Below are 18,869 nucleotides of genomic sequence, written 5' to 3'. Positions count from 1 at the left end.
CGACAACCCGGGAAGGAAGCCCGCCGTCGGAGGTTTCAGGGGTTCGCTAAACCGGCCGCAGGTCGAACCCGGGTGTGCTCCGGTAGTCGCCGTCCGCGGCGACGATCAGACCCTCGGTCTGCTCGAGTCCGGCGAGCCAGGTCAGCGCGTCGGCGCCACGGGCGAACGCGGCAGTGGCGTAGACGTCCGCCCACATCACCGACGGGCCCACAACCGTCACGGCCAACGCATCCCCACCCGCGGGCCGGCCGGTCCGCGGGTTGATGATGTGCGCGCCGCGGGCCGCGCTGCCGGACGTCGCGATTCCACCCGAACGTATGGGCAGGGCACCGAGTACCCGGGAGCGGTCGAGGGGGTCTTCGACGCCGACGTTCCAGGCGGGGGACATCGGGTCGTCCACGTAGGCGGCGATGTCCCCGCCGGCGCCCAGGTAGTAGTCGTGGCCGTCGATCGCGGACAGGTCCCTGGCGGCCCGTTCGACAGCCCAGCCCTTGACCAGGCCGGACGGGTCGAACCAGCGGCAGCGATCCGCCGCCGGCAGGCCGGGCGTCGACCGGTCGTGCACCGGCAGGTCGGCGGTGAAGTAGCCGTCGGTGCGTTCGGTGGCCTCGGCGCACAGGTCGGCGACCTCCCGGATGAGCCCGTTGCACTCGCGTAGTCGCAGTTCGCCCCGGTTCAGCCTCATGATCTCGCTGTCGGGCCGGTAGGTACTGAACAGGGCGTCGACGCGACGGAGTCCGTCGAAGACGTCGGCGACGATCCGTTCGACGCCCGGGTCGACGCAGGCGCGCGGTCCACGGACGTGCACGCTGACCGGCATCCCCATGATCTGCTCGACCCAGGCCCGACGGGACGGCGAGCCGGTCGCCCGGACCGTCATGACAGGTGTGCCGCGTCGATGGCGGACTGCAGCGAACGGGTGTAGCCCTCGCTGGTGACGGTCGCACCACTGACTACGTCGATCTTCGCGCTCTGCGCGGCCACGGTCTCGGAGTTGAGGATCGGGACGGCAACTGTGTTGATCTCGACGTCGCGCCGGTTGTTGGCCGGTACCTGTACGGTGTCGGCGCTGGCGATTTTGCCGTCCTTGACGATGATCTGAACCTGGACGATGCCCCACCGGGTGTTGGCCCGGGAGCCGGTCACGGTTTGAGATCCGTTCGTTCCGCCGCCCGGGTCGGTGCTGCTGTCGGTGCTGCTGTCGGTGCTGCCCGCGGTGATGGTCGTCGACCCGGAGCGCGCCATGGAGCTGCTGGTGCTGGTGCGGTAGCTGAAAAGCAGGACGACACCCGCGACGGTCGAGGCGATGGTGATGACGATGCGGCGCATGGTCGGTTCCCTTCTGGTCGGCCGGAGGATTCGCTCACGAGGCAGCGGGAGTCACCAGGTGAACCGCTCCATGTGCAGCTGGCCGGAGGGGACGCCGGCCGCCACGACCGCGTCCTGTACCGCGTCCATCCACGCGTCCGGGCCGCATACGAACACGTCGTGGTCGGTGATGTCGGGGACGATCTGTCGTAGCGCGATGTCGTCCGGGATGTGGGCGAATTGGTCCGGTAGCCACGACAGACGGCTGGCTGAGCGGCGTCCGGGCAGGTAGATGGTGCGGATGCCGCGCAGCGTGGCCAGTGTGTCGAGTTCCTGGCGCAGGATCAGCTCTGCTTCGGTGCTGGCCCGGTAGATCAGCACGGCCTCGCCGGACGAGTAGTCGAGTTCTTCCAGCAGCGCCCGGATCGGGGTGATGCCGATGCCTGAGGCGATCATTGTCAGCCGGCGTCGGTGGCGGACCGCCCCGGTGAGCCGGCCGTAGGGACCTTCGAGGAGCACCCGGCTGCCGGGCCGTACGGTGGCGAGCCCGCCGCTACCGTCGCCGAGATCCTTCACGGTGATCCGCAGCCAGCGCGGATGCGGCGCCGCGGACAGGGAGTAGGGGTTGCCGCGCGACCAGCCGGGTCCGCTCAGGAACCGCCAGATGAAGAACTGGCCGGCGCTCGCCCGCATCCGTTCGATCGCCTGCCCGCGCAGGTGCAGGGACACGACCCCGGGCGCCTCGATGACGACCTGGTCGACGACGACGCTGTGGCGCCAGGTGCGCCAGGCCGGTAGGCCGATGCGGAACGCAAGGACGCTGCCCGCCGCGGCGGCGTAGATCGTCCACCAGTAGACGCGGGCACAGGGGGTCGCGGTGAAGTCGGTGCCGGTCCACAGCTCGTGCGGGATGGACAGGCCGACGCCGAGGTAGGCGTAGAGGTGCAACAGGTGCCAGGACTCGTAGCGCAGTCGCCTCCGGGCGGCCCGCACCGAGCTGACGACGACCATGACGAGCAGCACGGACCCGGCCGTCGCCAGCAGCATGCCCGGGTAGTTCCACACCAGGTCCCAGGCCTGGGTGAGGATTCCGGTCCGTGCCGATGCCGCGTAACCTACAGTGATCAGTGCGATGTGGACGAGCATCAGGTTGAACGAGGTGAACCCGACCAGGCGGTGCCGCCGTGCCAGCTCGTCCTGACCGTAGGCGCGTTCCACCCAGGGGATACGCGCCATGAGCAGCACCTGGACTAGCAGCAGGTCGGCGGAGATCAGGCCGGTGATCCGGCCGAGGCCGGTCAGGGTGTCGGCGGGGCCGGCCGTGGCCAGGTCGCGCAGGCCTCCATGGGCGACCCACAGTGCCACCACGACGAGCATGCTCCCGGCCGTGGCGAGACCTGCCGCGTCCCGCCATCCCTGCTGGGGGTCGTTCGATGGGATGGGATCCGGCGGGACCGGATTCGCGGCTTGTCCCGCCAGCGGCATCCCGTCCGCGGCGACCGGTCTGGACGAGCCCAGCGTCGTCATGGCCATGGGTTGCCTTTCGTGTCCGCGCCCGGGGACGTGCCGGCGTTCTGATACCCACCGTGGGCGAGGGGTCTTCACCGTCGCTGAAGCCAGGCTGCGAGGTTGCTGTGAGCCGTTCTCGGACAGGTCATCGTCACGACGTACCCGCAGCCCCGCTGGCCACCGAGGTGTCACCCACCGCGGTGTCACCCACGGTGGTGTCACCCACAGTGGTGTCACCCACCGTGGCGCTGTCGGGTGCGGGGTCCGTCACCTCGTCCCCACGGGGCAGCCGGACGCGGAACCGGGCTCCGGCACCCGGGGCGGTGTCCAGCTCGACATCGCCGCCGTGGGCGGCGACCAGTCCGGCGACGATCGCCAGACCGAGACCGGTGCCGCCGAGCGACCGGGACCGGGAGGGATCGGCCCGGTAGAAGCGTTCGAACACCCGCTGTGCGGTCTCGGCCGGCAGTCCGGGCCCGCTGTCGGCGACCTCCAGGACGGCATCGTCGCCGACGCTTTCGACCCGTACGGTAACGGCCGTTCCCGGTGGGGTGTGGATGAGGGCGTTGGACATCAGGTTGGTGGCGACCTGGCGCAGACGAGACTCATCCCCGAACACGATGGGCGGCGGGTCGATACGGCCGGTGACGTCGAGGGTGATCGCGTGGTCCGGGGCGATCATCCGGGCGTCCGCCACCGTGTCGGCTGCGATCAGTAGCAGGTCGACGGGACGTCGTTCCAGTGGGCGTTGCTGGTCGAGGCGGGCCAGTAACAGCAGGTCATCGACGAGCAGACCCATCCCGGTCGCCGTGGTCTCGATTCGTTCCAGCATCCGGCTCACCGCTTCGGGACCGCTCACGGCACCCTGGCGGTGCAGTTCGGCGAACCCGCGGATGGATGTGAGCGGGGTGCGCAGTTCGTGGCTGGCGTCGGCGACGAAACGACGCATCCGCTCCTCGGACGCCCGGGCGCTGGCCTCGGATGTCCGCTGGGCACGAAATGCCGCCTCGATCTGCGCGAGCATCGTGTTGATGGCGCTCGCGAGGCGTCCGATCTCGCTGCGGCGTCCCGTGTTCGGTACCCGTTGGGTCAGGTCTCCCGAGGCGATCGCCTCGGTGGTGGTCTCGACCGCGACGAGTCCGCGCAGGCTGGAACGCACCACCAGGTAGGCGAGGACGCCGAGGACGGCGAGGACGATGACACCGACCACCAGTTCGATGAGTTCGAGCTGGTGGATGGTGTTGTCCACGTCCTCGAGGCCCATGGCCACGGTCACCGCACCGGCTCCGTCCGCGAGGGCGGTGACGAGGACGCGCCAGTCGTCTCCCTTTCCGGTGGCGGACGTGGTGAAGGGCCGTCCGGCGAGCGCGGACACTCCTGCCGCGTCGAGCCGTGGCAGGGCCGGGGCACTGCGCACGCCGCCGGCCGGCACCTGTAGATCGGGACTGGTCGTGGGACCGCCGGTGGCGTCGGTCCACAGGATGTAGACCGCATCCGTGACCGGGCGGCCCGCATTTTTGATCATGTCGAGCCGCTTCCGGTCCGCGTCGGAAAGATCGGTGTTGGAACGATCGGTGTTGGAACGATCGGTGTTGGAACGATCGGTGTTGGAACGATCGGCGTACAAGCTGTCCCAGCCGGCGTGTTCCCGGGTGCTGTGGGCGGTCGTCGTCAGCTGGGAGTCGACGCGGCTGACCAGGTAGGTGCGGAGCGCGGCCGTCCCGGCGAAACCTGCGGCGCCGAGGGCCACGGCGACCAGCACCAGGACGGCCGCTACCAACCTGATCCGCAGCGGAGTGTCGGCGGTGGCACCTCGCAGCCGCTTCAAGATCATTACTGTGGAATCCGCATGATGTAACCGACGCCGCGCAGGGTGTGAATCAATCTCGGTTCGTCCTTGTCGATCTTCTTTCGCAGGTAGGACACATAGGACTCGACGATCCCGACGTCCCCGCCGAAGTCGTAGTTCCACACATGGTCGAGGATCTGCATCTTCGACAGGACGCGTCCGCTGTTCTGTATCAAGTAGCGGAGCAGTTTGAACTCGGTGGGTGACAGCGCTACCGGCTCGCCGTCCTTCCACACTTCGTGGGTCTCGTCGTCGAGTTCCACATCGGCGAAGCTCAGCCGGCTGGCCGGCGTGCCGGCGCCGTTGCCGTCCGTGCCGTTGCCGTTGCCGGGAGCCCCCGCATCGCGCACCCGGCGCAGCACCGCGCGGATCCGGGCGAGTACCTCCGCGAGGCTGAACGGCTTGGTCACGTAGTCGTCGCCACCGAGGGTGAGGCCACGCACCTTCTCCTCGACAGCGTCGCGGGCGGTGAGGAACACGACCGGGATGCGGCAACCATGCACACGCAGCTCGCGCAGGACGGTAAGCCCGTCCATGCCGGGCATCATGACGTCGAGCACGACCAGATCCGGTTGGAACAACTGGACTGCGGTCACGGCATCCGGTCCGTTGGCCGCGGTGGCGACCTCGAAGCCCGCGAACCGCAGGCTCACCGACAGCAGTTCGACGATGTTCGGTTCATCGTCGACGATCAGCAGGCGGGCCTCGGGTGCCGGGTGTTCGGGTACCGGGTGCCCGGGCGGTTCGACCATCGTTGCGCTCCCTCACTCGGGATACCGACAGCGACGGGAGCAGCTGTGCTGGTAGAGCTCCCGGCGTGCGAGTCTGCGCCAGCTTCTCTCGGTTTTGCTGAGGAGCGCGACCCTGCTGGTTAATTCGGCCGTCGCGCCGGGCGCCCCGGTCTGGCCGACATGCCCGCCGTCGAGGTCTTACCGATGGTCCTGGCGCAGAACTACACCCGGACCACCACGAGCGGCGGGCGGGAGGTGGTCAAGCGGCGGGAGGCGGAGGTGGATGGTCTCCCGCCCGGCAGAGCGCGGCTAACCTCCCCGTATAACCGTGACGCCCGCTGGAGCGTCAAACGCGACATGTTCTGGAACGGCCACCCCCTCGACCGCACCCCCCGTCTCGCCCGCCTCGCTCGCCTCGAACTCGCCCAGGCTGCATGACGCCGAATTAACCAGCAGGGTCCCACGGGATTAACCAGCAGGGTCCCACGGGCCGATCCGCGGACTCAAACGCTTCCGCTCCGCCCAGACGGTCGCAGCCGGTCATGCGTTCGCGGGAGAACATCCGCCGCGGCCACTACGAACTCGGCGTCGACACCGACCCGCACCTGCGGCTGACGGCTGCCTTCACCGAACTCACCCTGACGATCTGATCACCGGTCTGGCAGTGCCTGCCATGTCCTGCCTCCACATAACGCAACAGACCCCCGCGGCTCGTTACGGCTTGGCTCCCGCCCTCCCTGCAGCTCCGATGATGACTGCAATGCTAGCATTGCATCTGGAAGTGAGCCGGATAGCCACATTGACCATCAGAGAGCTGGACGACACGATCAAGGCCCGACTGCGGATACGAGCGGCGCAAAACGGTCGGTCGATGGAGGCTGAGGTTCGGGCTATTCTGCGTGCGGCGCTGACCGGGCCAGCGGCGGAGCGGGGGCTGGGTAGCCGTATTCAGCGTCGTTTCACCGATCTCGACGGTTTCACCCTCTCGCCGCCACCGCGTACCGACCAGCCCCAGCCGGCAGAATTTCCCTCGTGATCGTATTGGATGCGAATGTCATCTCGGAGCTGATGCATCCGCGCGCTGATCCCGTCGTTGTGGCGTGGGTCGACGCGCAGACCGTCGGCGACGTCTACCTGACCGCGGTGACGACCGCCGAACTGCGGTACGGCGTTGCGTGCCTGCCAGCAGGACGACGCAGGGCCGACCTCGCCGACCGGGTACGCCGCACCCTTGAGGAGGACTTCCCTGGCCGGATTCTTCCCTTCGACGACGAGGCTGCTAGTCACTTCGCCGAGATCGTCGTGAGCCGCGAGCACCATGGCCTTCCCGTCAGCACGGCAGACGCCCAGATCGCGGCGATTTGTCGCAGTTACTCGGCTGGCCTCGCAACCCGTAACGCGAAGGATTTCGTGCATACGGAGGTCGAACTCATCGACCCCTGGCATGACGGCGGAACGGCAATTGATTCGACAGAATGACTAACGATTCATAAACATAGCGCTATCCCCCATAAGATTCTTGGCTCGCCACCGTCGAGTCGCGTTCATGTCGGGATTCTGATACGAAAAATCCCGAATACTGGTAGCTGTTCAGCTGGGATTGCTGGTTGCTGAGCGTGGCGTCAGGAGGGTTGGGTCGCGGGCGGGAGCCAGGCGCCGATGGTGAACAACTAAGTGAGCGCGTCGAGGGTGTCCAGGCCCCATTTGGTGACGGTGGACAGGTAGGACTGCACGACGGCGAAGTCGATGAGGCCTTGCAGGGTGCGCCAGCAGCTCCCGGAGGCCCGTTGTTGGACCTTGGCGGGTCTGGCGTCGCGGGCCTCCAGTAAAGTGTTCGCCATCGCGTCGGCCCACACCTGCCCGTCCGGGTCACCCTCGTGGACCGACCGCAAGTCCCTGACGAGATGGGCGCCGCACACCCAATCCCCAACGCGTACTTCCAGTCCATCCCGAACCGCACCCGCGCCGCCGCCGCCCGATCGGTCAGGTCCTCGGCCATCTACAGCACCGTGACCAGCGCCAACCGTCCTGGCGACCACCCCGGCCTGCCCCGGACCCCGAACGCCTCGGCGAACCCCTCGTCAGCGAACAGCTCACCCAACTCGTCCCGGACCCGCATCGCCAGCGGATACGGACCCGGTACCAGCCCTGACCGGGAGCCGGCCGGGGCGCTCCCCATCTGGAGGTGAACTTTCTCCTTCGGCCCGGCCCCACTGCGGGTGGGTGTGCTCAACTGGGAAGGCATCGGACGATCACCTGGAGAGTGAGCCCATGAGCACCGGCGACACGACGGCATCCCGACCCGATCTCGCGCGCCTGGTGAACCTGCGGGACGTGGGTGGAATGCCGACCGGGGACGGCCGGCTCACCCGGACGGGTGTGCTCTATCGCAGTGAGGCGCCTCGGCGTGACGACTGGTCACCATCCGCTGATTTCGAATGGCCGCCACGCACGGTCATCGATCTGCGGTCGCCGGTCGAGCGGGGTAGTGGCGCACATCCGCTGGCATCGGACAGGACCGCCGTCCACGTGATCCCGCTACTCGGCGATGTCGATCCCACTGATCGCACCTCCAGCGCAACCCGCGCGCTGTCCGGTGGTCTGGACGCGCTGTACCTGGCGATCCTTTCGCTTGCCGCTGAAAAGGTCGTTCAGATTCTCCACCTCGCGGTGGACGCGCCAGCACCGCTTCTGGTCCACTGCGCGGCCGGCAAGGACCGGACCGGTCTTGTCGTAGCGGTGCTGCTGCGCGCGGCGGGGGTGGAAACGGATGCGGTACTCACGGACTACGCGGCCACAGCCACGAACATGCCGGGGGTGCTGAGTCGGATGGGTGCCCATCCGCTGTTGCCCGTCGGGGGCGGAATGGACGGTCCTGACATGACCGGGATCTCGGCGCCGGCGGTCGAGCGGGTGCTGGCCATCATTGACGGCCACTGCGGTGGCGCGCGGGGCTGGCTTGCGGATAATGGCGCGCGTCCGGGGGCGGTACATGCCTGGGAATCCCGGTTGTTGTCCTGACACGCGGTCACCGAAAAAGTGCCGGTACGCCGATCCCACCAGCGATCTGTTGCGCAGAGTAGCCGTCGTCCTCAGAATTTCATGAGTGGACCGACGCACCCTCGTAAGAATCCTCGCCCTAGGGGCTGCCGACCTGATTGTCGGCTGTTCCGACAACGGCCGGAACGGCATATCATCAGCTGGCTCACCGCGCCATTCGGCGTTGTGGTCGGCTCCCGGATCGGCGCACCTCGGTCCGGCGGGTACGGCTTCCGTGCCCGCTATACGGGGGGAGCCACCATCGGCGCCGGCATCTTCTCCCGTGTTCGCGCCAACTGTGATCGAGAAGCAGCAGATCCTGTTCAACGCCCCGGGACCGACCCGACAGATCGCCCTTACCGTTGACGACGGATTCAACGCCATCGCGGTTGCCGGGTACATCGATTTCGCCAAGCGAACGAATATTCCCCTCTCGTTTGCACCGAACGGCATGTACCAAAAAGTGTGGAATCCACATGCCGACGCCGTCCGGTCGCTGATCGAAGCTGGACGGGTTACAATGGTCAATCACACCTGGAGCCACTTCAGTATCCGTACGCTGTCGGATTCGGCGCTGCGGACCGAGGTCGAACGTAATGACGACTGGATCGAGCGGACATTCGGTGTCAGCACCCGTCCGTGGTTCCGTCCGCCGTATGGGGAGTACAGCGAGCGGTCCAGGGCGATCCTCGCCGAACTCGGCTACTCGCGGATTCTCATGTGGAACGGTACGGTGGGGGACTCCCGGCTGGGGGTCACGGCCGATGAACTCGTCGCCGCCGCGCGCGAGTCCCTCCAACCGGGAGCAATCGTTTTGGGGCATGCGAACCAGCAGGTGGTCGTTAATCTCTACGGAGAACTCGAGAGGATCATCGCCCAACGCGCTCTCGTCCCGGTCACGATCAGCTCGATGTTCGAACCCAGTAATCTTGCTCACCTGGCCGGTTGATGGATCTCGATAGTGAATGATGCCGTCAGGGAAACTCCGTCCGGCCACCTGTTCTCGATGACTTCCCGGACATCCGCCACCCGTCGGTGATGGGCACTCGGACCCATTATCACCAGGTTCAAAAGATCGTCTGCTTTCAGGGAAAGCTCAAGGTCCAGCATCAGCCGGTCCTGACGGACGAACAGGCCGGCAAGTTTCTCGCGCAGCCGCGCGGCCTTTCTGTCGTCCACTGTGACAAGGCCGAGCGGATTCACGATATCGGCCAGATGCCGGGCGGTGGGCATCACGATGACCAGCTTGCCGTCCGGTCGCAGAACGCGGCGCATCTCCGCGACGTTGCGTGGCGCGAAGACGTCGAGCATCAGGGATGCCACGCCGGTGCGGATGGGCAACGGACTGCGCACGTCCGCCCCGACGGCACCGATCAGCGGATGCGCGCGGGCCGCCCGCCGCAGCGCGTAGCGGGACGCGTCAATGGCGATTCCGACCGCGCCTGGACACGCTCGAAGCAGGTGTGCCAGGTAATAGCCGGTACCGGCCCCGACGTCGACGATGACCGGCTGGCCACCGGGTTGCCGGCCATGGGTGTCCCCAAGCTCGGTGTCGCTCTTGGTCTGCTGTCCCAGGACGGTTTCAGCGAGCGCGTCGGCGAGCGCCGTAAAATGGCCGGCAGCGAGGAACGCCTCCCGCGCCTGCACCATGTCGGCGCTGTCGCCGGAGATCTCGTTGGCCCGTCCAGTGGTGAACGTCACATACCCCTGCCGGGCGATGTCGTAGGCGTGGCCGGCCGGGCAGCGTACCTGACTGTCGCCGACAGTGAGGCCCTGGAGACACAGTGGGCATGTGAGATAGGCGAGAATCGCATGAATCACGCGTTGCCCACCGCCATCATCGGCCGCATGGCGACGACAGTACGTGCCCGGTGAGCGCGTTCGAACGGGTGGCGGTCGTGGGCGCCGGCATGGTCGGGCTGTCCACCGCATGGTTTCTGCAGGAGCGCGGAGTCCAGGTCACGGTGATCGAACGTGATCATGTGGCCGCCGGATCCTCCTGGGGTAACGCCGGCTGGCTGACGCCGAGCCTGGCGACGCCCCTGCCGGAACCGGCTGTGCTGCGTTATGGCGCCCGCGCTGTGTTGAGCCCCGCCTCACCCGTGTACGTGCCGCTCCGCGCCGACCCTCGGCTGCTGCGGTTCCTTGCCGGATTCGTCCGCAACAGCACAGCAGGCCGCTGGCGGGTGGCGATGGGGGCACTTGCCCCGCTCAACCGCAGGGCGTTCGCCGCCTTCGATCTGCTCGCGGCCGGGGGCGTGGAGACATCCACCCCCCCGGCCGCGCCGTTTCTGGCCTGCTACCGCAGCGCGCGCGAGCGGGAGGGGCTGGTCACCGAACTGGAGGAGATCCGCGCTGCCGGGCAGAAGGTCGAGTTCGAACTGCTCAGCGGACCCGCGGTGCGTGGACTGTTGCCGGCGCTGACCACAGAGATCAATGCTGCGGTCCGCATCGACGGACAGCGCTTCTGCGATCCGGGGCGTTTGGTGACGGCGCTCGCGGACAGTGTCCGAGCCCGCGGCGGTGACCTGTGGGAGGGGGTCGGCGTCCGGGGGATCCACGTAGGCCGTCCGGGGATTCTCGATGCCCGCGACAGCCTGAATGGTGCCGGCGAGGTAGGACTGGACCTTTCGACGGGGCAGATCGCCCGGTTCGACGCGGTCGTCGTGGCGAACGGCGCGTGGCTGGGGGAACTGGTTCACCCGTTCGGAGTCCGGATCCCGGTGCAGGCCGGACGCGGGTACAGCTTCAGCGTCGCCGCCCGTCAGGTTCCCGACGGTCCGCTGTACTTTCCCGCACACCGGGTGGCCTGCACACCCCTCGGGGACCGGCTGCGCATCGCCGGGATGATGGAGTTCCGGAAACCTGGAGCGCCGCTCGATCACCGACGCATCGCTGCGATCGTCAATGCGGTCCGCCCTTTGCTGACCGGTGTCGACCTCGACATGCGGACGCAGGAATGGGTTGGTTCGCGTCCGTGTACACCGGACGGCCTTCCCGTTGTCGGGCGAACCGCGTCCCCGCGGGTGTTCGCGGCTGGCGGTCACGGAATGTGGGGAATTACCCTTGGTCCAGTCACCGGGCAGTTGGTGGCAGAGGCGGTCACCACGGGTCGGCGGCCCGTGGAACTCGCGCCCTTCGATCCCCTTCGTTGATGGATTGGGAGTCGTAGGAATGCTCTTGGTAACGGCCATGCCCTGAGGAAGGGGGGCTCCAACCTGCGGGCGGGTTCTGCGCTTTGACAACAAGTGCGATGGGTGTAAGTCTGCCTGGGTGGAGCGGCGAAAGGCCGCACCGTCGGTGGTTGTCCGAATACTTGGATGACCGGCCGCCGACCGCCGAAGAAGTGGACGGACGATTGACGGCGTTGCGCCATTCATGTTTCAGATACCGGACGGCCGCTTCCCGCCGCAGTGCCCGGGACGACGCCAGCGGTCACGATGACGGATCGATGCAGGTTGTCTGCGACGATGATGGCCATCGCTGGTGGGTCGTCCGCTGGTCGCTCGCCGGCCTGCTTGCTGACGGTCCGTTCGAGACGCGAGCGGCCGCGCTCGAACGAGCGTGCATATCGCCCGGGCTCTGACGACACCGCTCCCGGGAGGGACGACCCGCTTAGATGAGGTGCTCGATCCTCAGCCGAGCAGGTCCAGCACGGTGGCGGCTATCGGGCCGTCGGTCAGGTACTCGCCGGTCTCCAGCAGGTGCGCCCGCCACAGATCTTCCGCGGCCCGTGCTTCACGTGCCTCGATGAGTTCCACGACGCGCTCGTGGGCGAGGAGGCGTCGGCGGATCGTCAGCCGGTGCTCCGGGCCACGCTGGTCCACCGTCGGATGCGAGAGAGTTGCAAGATCGAGGATGTGGCGCAGCATGCCGGACAGAACCGACAGGGTGGTGTTTCCGGCAAGCTCGACCAGCAGAACGTGGAAGGCGAGATTGGCCTGCAGACACTGGCCCGGATCGTCGGTCGCGGTCGCAGCCGCGGTTTCGTTCACCGCGATCCTGAGCCTGTCGAGGTCCTCCTGGGTGCGGCTTTCCGTCAGGAGCGCCACGCACGGCGGCTCGATCACCGCACGGGCCTGGTGGATGTCTGCGAGGGTGGTTCCGCGGTACTCCAGCACGAGGGCGGCGTAGCGGGCGGCGATGTCCCCGTTCGGGGTGTGCACCCGTGCGCCGCCGTGTGCGCCACGCCTGACCGTGATCAGCGCTTCGGACTCCAGGACTCTGAACGCCTCACGCAGCGTCGGCCGGGAGACACCGAACTGCTCCATGAGCGTCGCCTCGGGGGGAAGGGCGTCGCCCTCGACGAGTTCTCCCCGGACGATGCGGCGGCGCAGATGCGCCGCGACAAGCTCGGCGGTCTTCGGGACTCGAACCTGCTGTCCGATCGCGACCACTGTGCCGACCCTGCTTGCAGCCGGCATTACCAGCTCTTGTACAGCCATCGTGGGCGCCTCCGTCGACAGGAACAGGTGAGTCTCTTGTAAACACAGACCCGGCGAGCCGTGTGGGCCGATGCGAAATGTTGTTGGTGCTTGAGGTTACCAACGGGTCGCCCTGCTTCCCTAGAGAGCCCGGACACATCTGAGCCTCGGTTGTTGTCTGCAAGTAGCCTTTGCCTTGTCTCAGGAGGGCATCGTGGTCGGACGGTCCCCTAGATGCGGCCCCCACCGAAATGCCTGCCCACCCCTTCTGCTAAAACTGTCCGGGCACTGTGCTATAAGCACTGGGATCTGGACGGTGCGGCATCGGCCCGCGGGGCTCGGGACTCGGAACGTGGCCGTTCCCAGCGTGGCCGTTCCCAGCGTGGCCATGCCGGGAACGGCCGGCGAACCTTCGGGCGCGGGTTTCCTGACACCTGGTGACAGCTCGGACCAGCACATCCTGAGCCGACACCGGCCGAGAGCGCCGCGGGATGCCGGCAGGAGGCAGTCACCGCGATTCGTTGCTCGGGCCTACCGCCGGGGTGGTGTCACAACTCCTCGTCGTGACGGTGCGAGACCTTCCTCGGGCACCTCCCGGTGCCGCCCGCGGCATCCAACGAGCATCACACCGCCGTGGTGGTAGATATCTGTTCGCGATTTCCCGTGTTCGCGGTCGACCGGGTGATCTGCGTCATGGTTGTTGACGGCGGTTACAATCGAATGTTTGCTGGCCGCAATGTTTCCGTTACCCCACGTTTGACGAGGTGCTTGTTTCAGGAATGCGTCCGATACGGCACGGTGAGACGTTTCTGACAACATTCGCGTTTGTTGCCGACACCGCCGACGACCCCGGTCGGTGCGGCCGTCGGTGTTCCGCGAACAGTGGAACGCCGCTGCGACCCCCGCGCGTCGTTACTTCTTCTCGCCGCTCGTGTCGCTCTCGCCGCTCGTGTCGCTCTCGCCGCTCTCGCCGCTCGTGTCGCTCTCGCCGCTCGTGTCGCTCTCGCCGCTCGTGTCGCGCAGTGTGGCCTGCTCACGGGCAACCGTCTCAGGGGTGGGCGCGCCGCCCCCGAGGTGGGCGGGAAGCCACCACGGTGACTCGCCGGGACGCGGTGGTGGATAGTCGCGCTGCGCATCGGCGAGAAGCTTCGCCATGGCGTCCGCGAGCAGCTGCGTCCCGGTAGCGGAGTGCTGGAGCTCGGCTGGGGGGATCGGCTCCCCGAGCATGATCGAGATTGGGGTGCCGCGCGCCGCCCGGAAGTTACGCGGCCGTCCCTTGGTCAGGATGCGCTGGCTGCCCCAGATGGCGACCGGGAGAATCGGGACGTCTGCCTCGGCGGCCATCCGGGCCGCCCCGGATTTGAAGGGCTGGAGGCAGAAGCTCCGGCTGACAGTCGCCTCGGGGAAGACGCCCACGAGTTCGCCAGCCCGCAGGGCCTTCACCGCATGGCGGTACGAGCCGGCACCGGCCGACCGGTCGACGGGAATGTGGTGCATCCCTCGCATGAGGGGCCCGGCGACAGGGTGGGCGAAGACTTCGTGCTTGGCCATGAAACGCACCAGGCGGCGGTGGGAGTACCAGAACGGGACGCCGGCGAGGGCGAAGTCCAGGTAGGACACGTGGTTGATGGCCACGACGCACCCGCCCGTGGCCGGTACGTGCTCCTGCCCGTGCACATCCAGCTTGAGATCGAGAGCCTTGAAGAACCCGAGCGCAAAGCGGATCACCGGCTGGTAGACGAGTTCCGCCACCCGCTCCTGACCTCCCGACCTTCTTCGTTGTGTCGATGGCTCATACCGGCCGCAGAAAGTGAGTGTCTGATCGTACCCTGAGTGGTGTGAACCGGGAGGAGGCCGCACCCGGCAGGCGCTCGACGATCGGTCCCCGGAGCATTGCATACTCGGGTTCCGGCAGTCACACCGACACCGCACCCGCCTGTACAGCGGCGCGAGTGGGACAGAACGCCAGTGGGACAGAACGCCAGTGGGACAGAACGCCAGTGAGACAGGAGACGTGCGACGCCTGACGAGTGGACCCGGCTGCATGCCGAGTGGACGCAGTTACTCACATCCGGGAATCCGCCACGCTGGACAGCGGTCGCCGGCGCCGCGGTCGCTCTGGTCGTGGTGCTCAACAACCGGCTGTGGCCGGTGGCTCGACATGTGATCACTATTGCCCACGAGGGCGGACACGCGCTTGCCGCGGTCGGGAGCGGCCGGCGGCTCGGCGGGATCCGGCTGCATTCCGACACGTCCGGGGTGACCGTGTCGGCGGGCCGCCCGACCGGACTCGGTGTTGTGATCACTGTTGCGGCCGGCTACATCACGCCCTCGTTGCTCGGTCTCGGAGGGGCCGCCCTGCTGGCGGTCAACCAGGTGAGCCTGATGCTGCGGGTCAGCGTGGTCCTGCTGCTCGGAGTGCTGGTCGCCATCCGCAACGCCTTCGGAGCGCTGTCGATCGTGCTCAGCACCGCGACCGTCATCGCCGTGTCCGTCCTCGCGCCATATCGTTGGCAGGAGGTGTTCGCCGCCTTCATCACCTGGTTTCTCCTGCTCGGTGGCCTGCGACCGATCGTCGAGGTCCAGCGGACCCGAAGTCGCGGCCGGGCGCCGACCTCGGACCCGGATCAGCTGGCGCGGCTCACCGCAACCCCGGCGTCGATGTGGGTGGCGTTCTTCGCCATGGTCTCCCTGCTCTGCCTCACCGTTGCGGGGGACTGGCTCGTGCGCTGACCGGTCAGCTCGTGCGCTGACCGGCAGGCCCTGCGGATGGGCATGTGGCAGACTCGGAATCCGTGTGCGGTCGTTACGCCAACACCTTCACCACGCAGCAGCTGGCGGAGTCGTTCACGGCATGTGACGAGACCGGTGGTGCGGAGCCGAACTTCAACGTCGCGCCGACGAATACGGCCCCGGTGGTTGTCATCCCGCGTGACCAGCCGACCGCGGACGCTCGACTCCGGCTGGCCCGCTGGGGCTTGGTGCCGTCGTGGGCCGACGACATCGCCATCGGTACCCGTCTGATCAACGCTCGGGCGGAAACCGTGGCCATCAAGCCGGCGTTCCGTGCCGCGTTTCGGGCGCGCCGTTGCCTCGTACCGGCCACCGGTTACTACGAGTGGCACCGGGTGGAGGGCGCCCGGCGCAAACAGCCGTACCTGGTTCGTCCGGACAACGGTGAGCCTGCCGCGTTCGCTGGGTTGTACGAGGTGTGGCAGCCGCCATCGGGCGGTCGGCTCGCGACCTTCACCGTCATCACGACCACCGCGGCGGGTGGCCTGGAGTTTCTGCATCCACGTTCACCGGTGCTCCTCCCGCGGTCATCCTGGTCGCGTTGGCTCGACCCCCGTCTGGACGATCCGGTGGCCCTGACCGGGATGCTGGCACCCGCGCCGCCCGGCGTGTTGCGTGCCCATCCCGTCAGCGCGCAGGTGGGCAACGTGCACAACAACGGCGCCTACCTGCTCGACCCGGTGACCGCGGACGACGAACCGGGTCGCTCGGGCCAGCCGGCTGTGCGGGCCGGGAAGGTCATGCCCGATCGCGACGAACTTCCGTTCACCGATCATCCACTCACGAGTTGACCCAGCGCCAGGATGCGCTGATTCTGGGGCCGCAGGCGGTGACTTTCGGGACAGCGTGTTCCCAGTCGGCCTGGCAGCGGCCTCCCATCACCAGAAGATCACCGGAAGCGGGGAAGAGGGTCCGCGAGGCTCCGCCGCCACGCGGCCGGAACCGGAAGGGACGCCGTGCCCCGAGCGTCACGATCGCCACCAGGGTGTCGTCGAGCCTACGTAGTTCGCGGTCGCGGTGGAACGCGAGGCTGTCATCTCCGTCGCGGTAGAAGTTGAGCCCGACCGGGCCGAACGGAACCTGGTACCGGGTATGCAGTGCGCCGCGTGCCGATCCCAGCACCGGGTGGGGCAGCGGTTCGGACACGGCATACCACCGTGACAGGCGCGGATCGTCAACCATCCGTTCGTACATCCACCGCCGTCCGCGTCGCCACGACACCTGTGCGGCGAGGATCTCGCACAGCTCGTCGGCGCCGCGCAACCACCCTGGAGTGACGTCGACCCATGTCGTGTCGTCCAGGTGGATGCGGTTTGACGGGGGATCGCTGTTGATCTCAACTTCACCCGAGATCAACAGGCTGTACTGAAGGGACATGCGGACACGTTAGGTGAACGTATGTTCGATGTCGAGTCCGGTGCGCGTCATGTCAGTGGTGTGTGCGTCCGGTCAGCGCGGTGTGCCCATCCGGTCAGCGTCGTCGCGCACAGTTCGTCCTGACCATGGCGGGCCCGGCCCACCGTGGACCGCCCACGTCGAACGGGCGTCGGTCGGGCAGGCGAGAGACAGAGACAGAAACAGAGACAGAAACAGAGACAGAGCAGGGGATCTTCGTGGCAGAAGCGATCGAAGCCGAGGGACTGGTGATGAGGTTCGGTGCGGTCATCGCGCTGGATGGTGTCAGCCTCGTCGGGCGTACCGGCGCCGTGCTGGGCATGCTCGGTCCGAACGGTTCGGGTAAGACGACGACCGTCCGGGTGCTGGCCACTCTGCTGCGACCGACCGCCGGTCATGCCCGCGTCTGCGGTTTCGACACGGTGTCCGATCCGCATCGGGTTCGGGCCCGTATCGGCCTGACCGGCCAGTACGCCTCCGTGGACGAGGACCTGTCGGGGCTGGAGAATCTCTACCTCATCGGACGGCTGTTCGGGCTTTCCCGACGGCAGGCCCGGACCCGTGCCGGTGACCTCATCGAGATGTTCAACCTCGCCGAGGCCGCCGCGCGGCGGGCACGGACCTACTCCGGTGGGATGCGCCGCCGGCTCGACCTGGCCGCGAGCCTTGTCGGGAATCCCGCCGTCCTGTTCCTGGACGAGCCCACCACCGGGCTGGACCCGCACAGCCGCAACGACGTCTGGCGGATGGTGACGGAACTGGTTGCCGACGGTACAACCGTGTTGTTGACCACCCAGTACCTGGAGGAGGCCGACCGGCTCGCCGACGACATCGTCGTGGTCGACCATGGCCGCGTCATCGCGTACGGCACCCCTGACGAGCTGAAGAGCCGTGCCGGCGCGCAGACCCTGCACGTCCGGCTCACCGGCCCTGAACAGCTCGACGTTGCCGCGGCGACGGTTGCCGAGCTGGTCGGGACACGGCCGGCGCGGGACCTCGACACGAACCTGCTGACCAGCCGGGTGAGTGACCCGGCGGTGCTGGCTGTACTGGTACGCCGATTCGACGAGGCCGGGATCGTGCCGGCCGAACTGGCGCTGCTGCGTCCCAGCCTGGACGAGGTGTTCCTCGGCCTCACCGGTCATCTGGACCGGCCCGGGCAGCCGGAGCTGGTTGGTTCCGACGTTACGGATACGGATCGGAGTGCGGCATGAACACCGCCACCGGCATGTCGGCAGGCCCGCCGCACACCGCGGCATCCGCCGGCCCGGCCGGGGTGGAAACGGCTGGATCGTTCGCAGCCCCGCCTGGCCGTGCCGGTGGCAGGCGGGTGGGTTTCGTCGACGGCGTGCGGCATGGCCTCATCCTGGCCTGGCGCAATATGATCAAAGGCTGGCGGACGCCGGAACAGCTGTTCGACGTGACGCTCCAGCCGATCGTGTTCGTGCTGTTGTTCGTTTTTTTCTTCGGCGGTGCCGTGGCCGGTGACTGGCACCGGTACCTTCGTTACGTCATCCCCGGAATTATGGTGCAGACCGTCCTGATGGCCAGCATGTACACGGGGATGACGTTGAACAGTGATCTTGCCACCGGCGTCTTCGACCGCTTCCGCAGCCTTCCGATCGCCCGCTCCGCGGCCCTGGTCGGCGCGGTTCTCGGTGACTTCGTCCGGTACGTCGTCGCTGCCGTGTTCGTCGTCGGGTTCGGGATGATCCTCGGGTTCCGCATCCACACGAACCCGTTGGCTGCGGTTGCCGCGGGAGGGCTGGTCATCGCGATGGCGCTGGCCCTGTCGTGCGTGTCCGCACTGGTCGGCATGCT

Annotated in this window: 20 protein-coding genes and 2 pseudogenes; 11 read left to right on the top strand and 11 right to left on the bottom strand. The window is 67.5% G+C overall.

All coding sequences use genetic code 11. The features are described 5' to 3' along the window. Positions 1 to 46: 46 nt before the first annotated feature. From NBW77_RS09755 to NBW77_RS09735, 5 genes are all read right to left on the bottom strand, one after another. Positions 47 to 880 carry an FAD:protein FMN transferase gene (locus NBW77_RS09755; RefSeq protein WP_250279605.1) on the bottom strand — a complete coding sequence of 278 codons (834 nt, stop codon included), beginning with the start codon at positions 878 to 880 and terminating at the stop codon, positions 47 to 49. After that, positions 877 to 1,329: an FMN-binding protein gene (locus tag NBW77_RS09750; RefSeq protein ID WP_250279604.1), complete on the bottom strand. Its 453-nt coding sequence runs from the start codon at positions 1,327 to 1,329 to the stop codon at positions 877 to 879. The genes NBW77_RS09755 and NBW77_RS09750 overlap by 4 nt, the downstream gene beginning before the upstream one ends. Before the next feature lie 51 nt (positions 1,330 to 1,380). Beyond that, a complete protein-coding gene (locus NBW77_RS09745) occupies positions 1,381 to 2,841 on the bottom strand; it encodes a ferredoxin reductase family protein (protein ID WP_207386931.1) in 1,461 nt (486 codons plus the stop codon). A gap of 127 nt (positions 2,842 to 2,968) precedes the next feature. After that, positions 2,969 to 4,651 (bottom strand): sensor histidine kinase, encoded by a 1,683-nt coding sequence (locus tag NBW77_RS09740; protein ID WP_250279603.1) that lies wholly within the window; start codon positions 4,649 to 4,651, stop codon positions 2,969 to 2,971. Then, positions 4,651 to 5,418 (bottom strand): response regulator transcription factor, encoded by a 768-nt coding sequence (locus NBW77_RS09735; protein WP_131746243.1) that lies wholly within the window; start codon positions 5,416 to 5,418, stop codon positions 4,651 to 4,653. Before NBW77_RS09735 ends, NBW77_RS09740 begins: the two co-directional genes overlap by 1 nt. Positions 5,419 to 5,601: 183 nt before the next feature. Between NBW77_RS09735 and NBW77_RS09730 the strand changes: the two genes are divergently transcribed. The 4 genes and pseudogenes from NBW77_RS09730 to NBW77_RS09715 all read left to right on the top strand — a co-directional run bounded on the left by NBW77_RS09730 (position 5,602) and on the right by NBW77_RS09715 (position 6,876). Beyond that, a complete protein-coding gene (locus NBW77_RS09730) occupies positions 5,602 to 5,835 on the top strand; it encodes a hypothetical protein (protein WP_250279602.1) in 234 nt (77 codons plus the stop codon). A 52-nt stretch (positions 5,836 to 5,887) separates the two neighbouring features. Then, a pseudogene (locus tag NBW77_RS09725) lies at positions 5,888 to 6,047 on the top strand (IS6 family transposase); the annotation flags it as partial. Positions 6,048 to 6,196: 149 nt separating this feature from the next. Continuing rightward, on the top strand, positions 6,197 to 6,433 hold the full coding sequence (locus NBW77_RS09720; RefSeq protein WP_242605731.1) for a FitA-like ribbon-helix-helix domain-containing protein: 237 nt from the start codon (positions 6,197 to 6,199) through the stop codon (positions 6,431 to 6,433). Beyond that, positions 6,430 to 6,876 (top strand): type II toxin-antitoxin system VapC family toxin, encoded by a 447-nt coding sequence (locus NBW77_RS09715; protein WP_131746244.1) that lies wholly within the window; start codon positions 6,430 to 6,432, stop codon positions 6,874 to 6,876. Before NBW77_RS09720 ends, NBW77_RS09715 begins: the two co-directional genes overlap by 4 nt. Before the next feature lie 191 nt (positions 6,877 to 7,067). On the opposite strand, the pseudogene NBW77_RS09710 reads toward NBW77_RS09715, so the two are convergent. Continuing rightward, positions 7,068 to 7,313 (bottom strand): annotated as a pseudogene (locus tag NBW77_RS09710) (IS66-like element ISFsp10 family transposase); the annotation flags it as partial. Positions 7,314 to 7,396: 83 nt separating this feature from the next. Beyond that, positions 7,397 to 7,642, bottom strand: coding sequence for a hypothetical protein (locus NBW77_RS09705; RefSeq protein ID WP_207386933.1), 246 nt, complete (start codon positions 7,640 to 7,642; stop codon positions 7,397 to 7,399). Positions 7,643 to 7,668: 26 nt separating this feature from the next. On the opposite strand from NBW77_RS09705, the gene NBW77_RS09700 reads away from it, so the two are divergent. Both NBW77_RS09700 and NBW77_RS09695 read left to right on the top strand, forming a co-directional pair. Next, a complete protein-coding gene (locus NBW77_RS09700) occupies positions 7,669 to 8,418 on the top strand; it encodes a tyrosine-protein phosphatase (RefSeq protein ID WP_131746245.1) in 750 nt (249 codons plus the stop codon). 301 nt (positions 8,419 to 8,719) lie between these two features. Further along, entirely contained in the window at positions 8,720 to 9,385 is a 666-nt protein-coding gene (locus NBW77_RS09695) for a polysaccharide deacetylase family protein (RefSeq protein WP_165485982.1), read from the top strand. Here the strand turns inward: NBW77_RS09695 and NBW77_RS09690 are convergent. After that, positions 9,370 to 10,257 carry a putative RNA methyltransferase gene (locus tag NBW77_RS09690; protein ID WP_207386934.1) on the bottom strand — a complete coding sequence of 296 codons (888 nt, stop codon included), beginning with the start codon at positions 10,255 to 10,257 and terminating at the stop codon, positions 9,370 to 9,372. The genes NBW77_RS09695 and NBW77_RS09690 overlap by 16 nt on opposite strands. Positions 10,258 to 10,307: 50 nt before the next feature. Here NBW77_RS09690 and NBW77_RS09685 point away from each other — a divergent pair, with 50 nt between their 5' ends. Then, positions 10,308 to 11,591 carry an NAD(P)/FAD-dependent oxidoreductase gene (locus tag NBW77_RS09685; RefSeq protein WP_284346910.1) on the top strand — a complete coding sequence of 428 codons (1,284 nt, stop codon included), beginning with the start codon at positions 10,308 to 10,310 and terminating at the stop codon, positions 11,589 to 11,591. A 480-nt stretch (positions 11,592 to 12,071) separates the two neighbouring features. Here NBW77_RS09685 and NBW77_RS09680 read toward each other — a convergent pair whose 3' ends face one another. Then, a complete protein-coding gene (locus NBW77_RS09680) occupies positions 12,072 to 12,881 on the bottom strand; it encodes a FadR/GntR family transcriptional regulator (RefSeq protein WP_165485983.1) in 810 nt (269 codons plus the stop codon). An 891-nt stretch (positions 12,882 to 13,772) separates the two neighbouring features. Next, positions 13,773 to 14,612 carry a lysophospholipid acyltransferase family protein gene (locus NBW77_RS09675; protein ID WP_131746248.1) on the bottom strand — a complete coding sequence of 280 codons (840 nt, stop codon included), beginning with the start codon at positions 14,610 to 14,612 and terminating at the stop codon, positions 13,773 to 13,775. 288 nt (positions 14,613 to 14,900) lie between these two features. On the opposite strand from NBW77_RS09675, the gene NBW77_RS09670 reads away from it, so the two are divergent. Both NBW77_RS09670 and NBW77_RS09665 read left to right on the top strand, forming a co-directional pair. Further along, on the top strand, positions 14,901 to 15,593 hold the full coding sequence (locus NBW77_RS09670) for a M50 family metallopeptidase (protein WP_131746249.1): 693 nt from the start codon (positions 14,901 to 14,903) through the stop codon (positions 15,591 to 15,593). A 44-nt stretch (positions 15,594 to 15,637) separates the two neighbouring features. Beyond that, on the top strand, positions 15,638 to 16,444 hold the full coding sequence (locus NBW77_RS09665) for an SOS response-associated peptidase (protein WP_242605732.1): 807 nt from the start codon (positions 15,638 to 15,640) through the stop codon (positions 16,442 to 16,444). Here NBW77_RS09665 and NBW77_RS09660 read toward each other — a convergent pair. Further along, positions 16,434 to 17,030: an alpha-ketoglutarate-dependent dioxygenase AlkB gene (locus NBW77_RS09660; RefSeq protein WP_131746250.1), complete on the bottom strand. Its 597-nt coding sequence runs from the start codon at positions 17,028 to 17,030 to the stop codon at positions 16,434 to 16,436. The genes NBW77_RS09665 and NBW77_RS09660 overlap by 11 nt on opposite strands. A 236-nt stretch (positions 17,031 to 17,266) precedes the next feature. Between NBW77_RS09660 and NBW77_RS09655 the strand changes: the two genes are divergently transcribed. Together NBW77_RS09655 and NBW77_RS09650 are read left to right on the top strand one after the other, a co-directional pair. Then, positions 17,267 to 18,262: an ATP-binding cassette domain-containing protein gene (locus NBW77_RS09655; RefSeq protein WP_131746251.1), complete on the top strand. Its 996-nt coding sequence runs from the start codon at positions 17,267 to 17,269 to the stop codon at positions 18,260 to 18,262. After that, positions 18,259 to 18,869 (top strand): ABC transporter permease (locus tag NBW77_RS09650; RefSeq protein ID WP_250279601.1); only part of this gene is annotated, 611 nt, incomplete at its 3' end. The genes NBW77_RS09655 and NBW77_RS09650, both read left to right, overlap by 4 nt.

This window comes from Frankia sp. Cppng1_Ct_nod, assembly GCF_920656135.1.
GTDB classification, from domain to species: domain Bacteria; phylum Actinomycetota; class Actinomycetes; order Frankiales; family Frankiaceae; genus Protofrankia; species Protofrankia meridionalis.
This window is presented reverse-complemented; position numbering and strand designations above follow the sequence as displayed.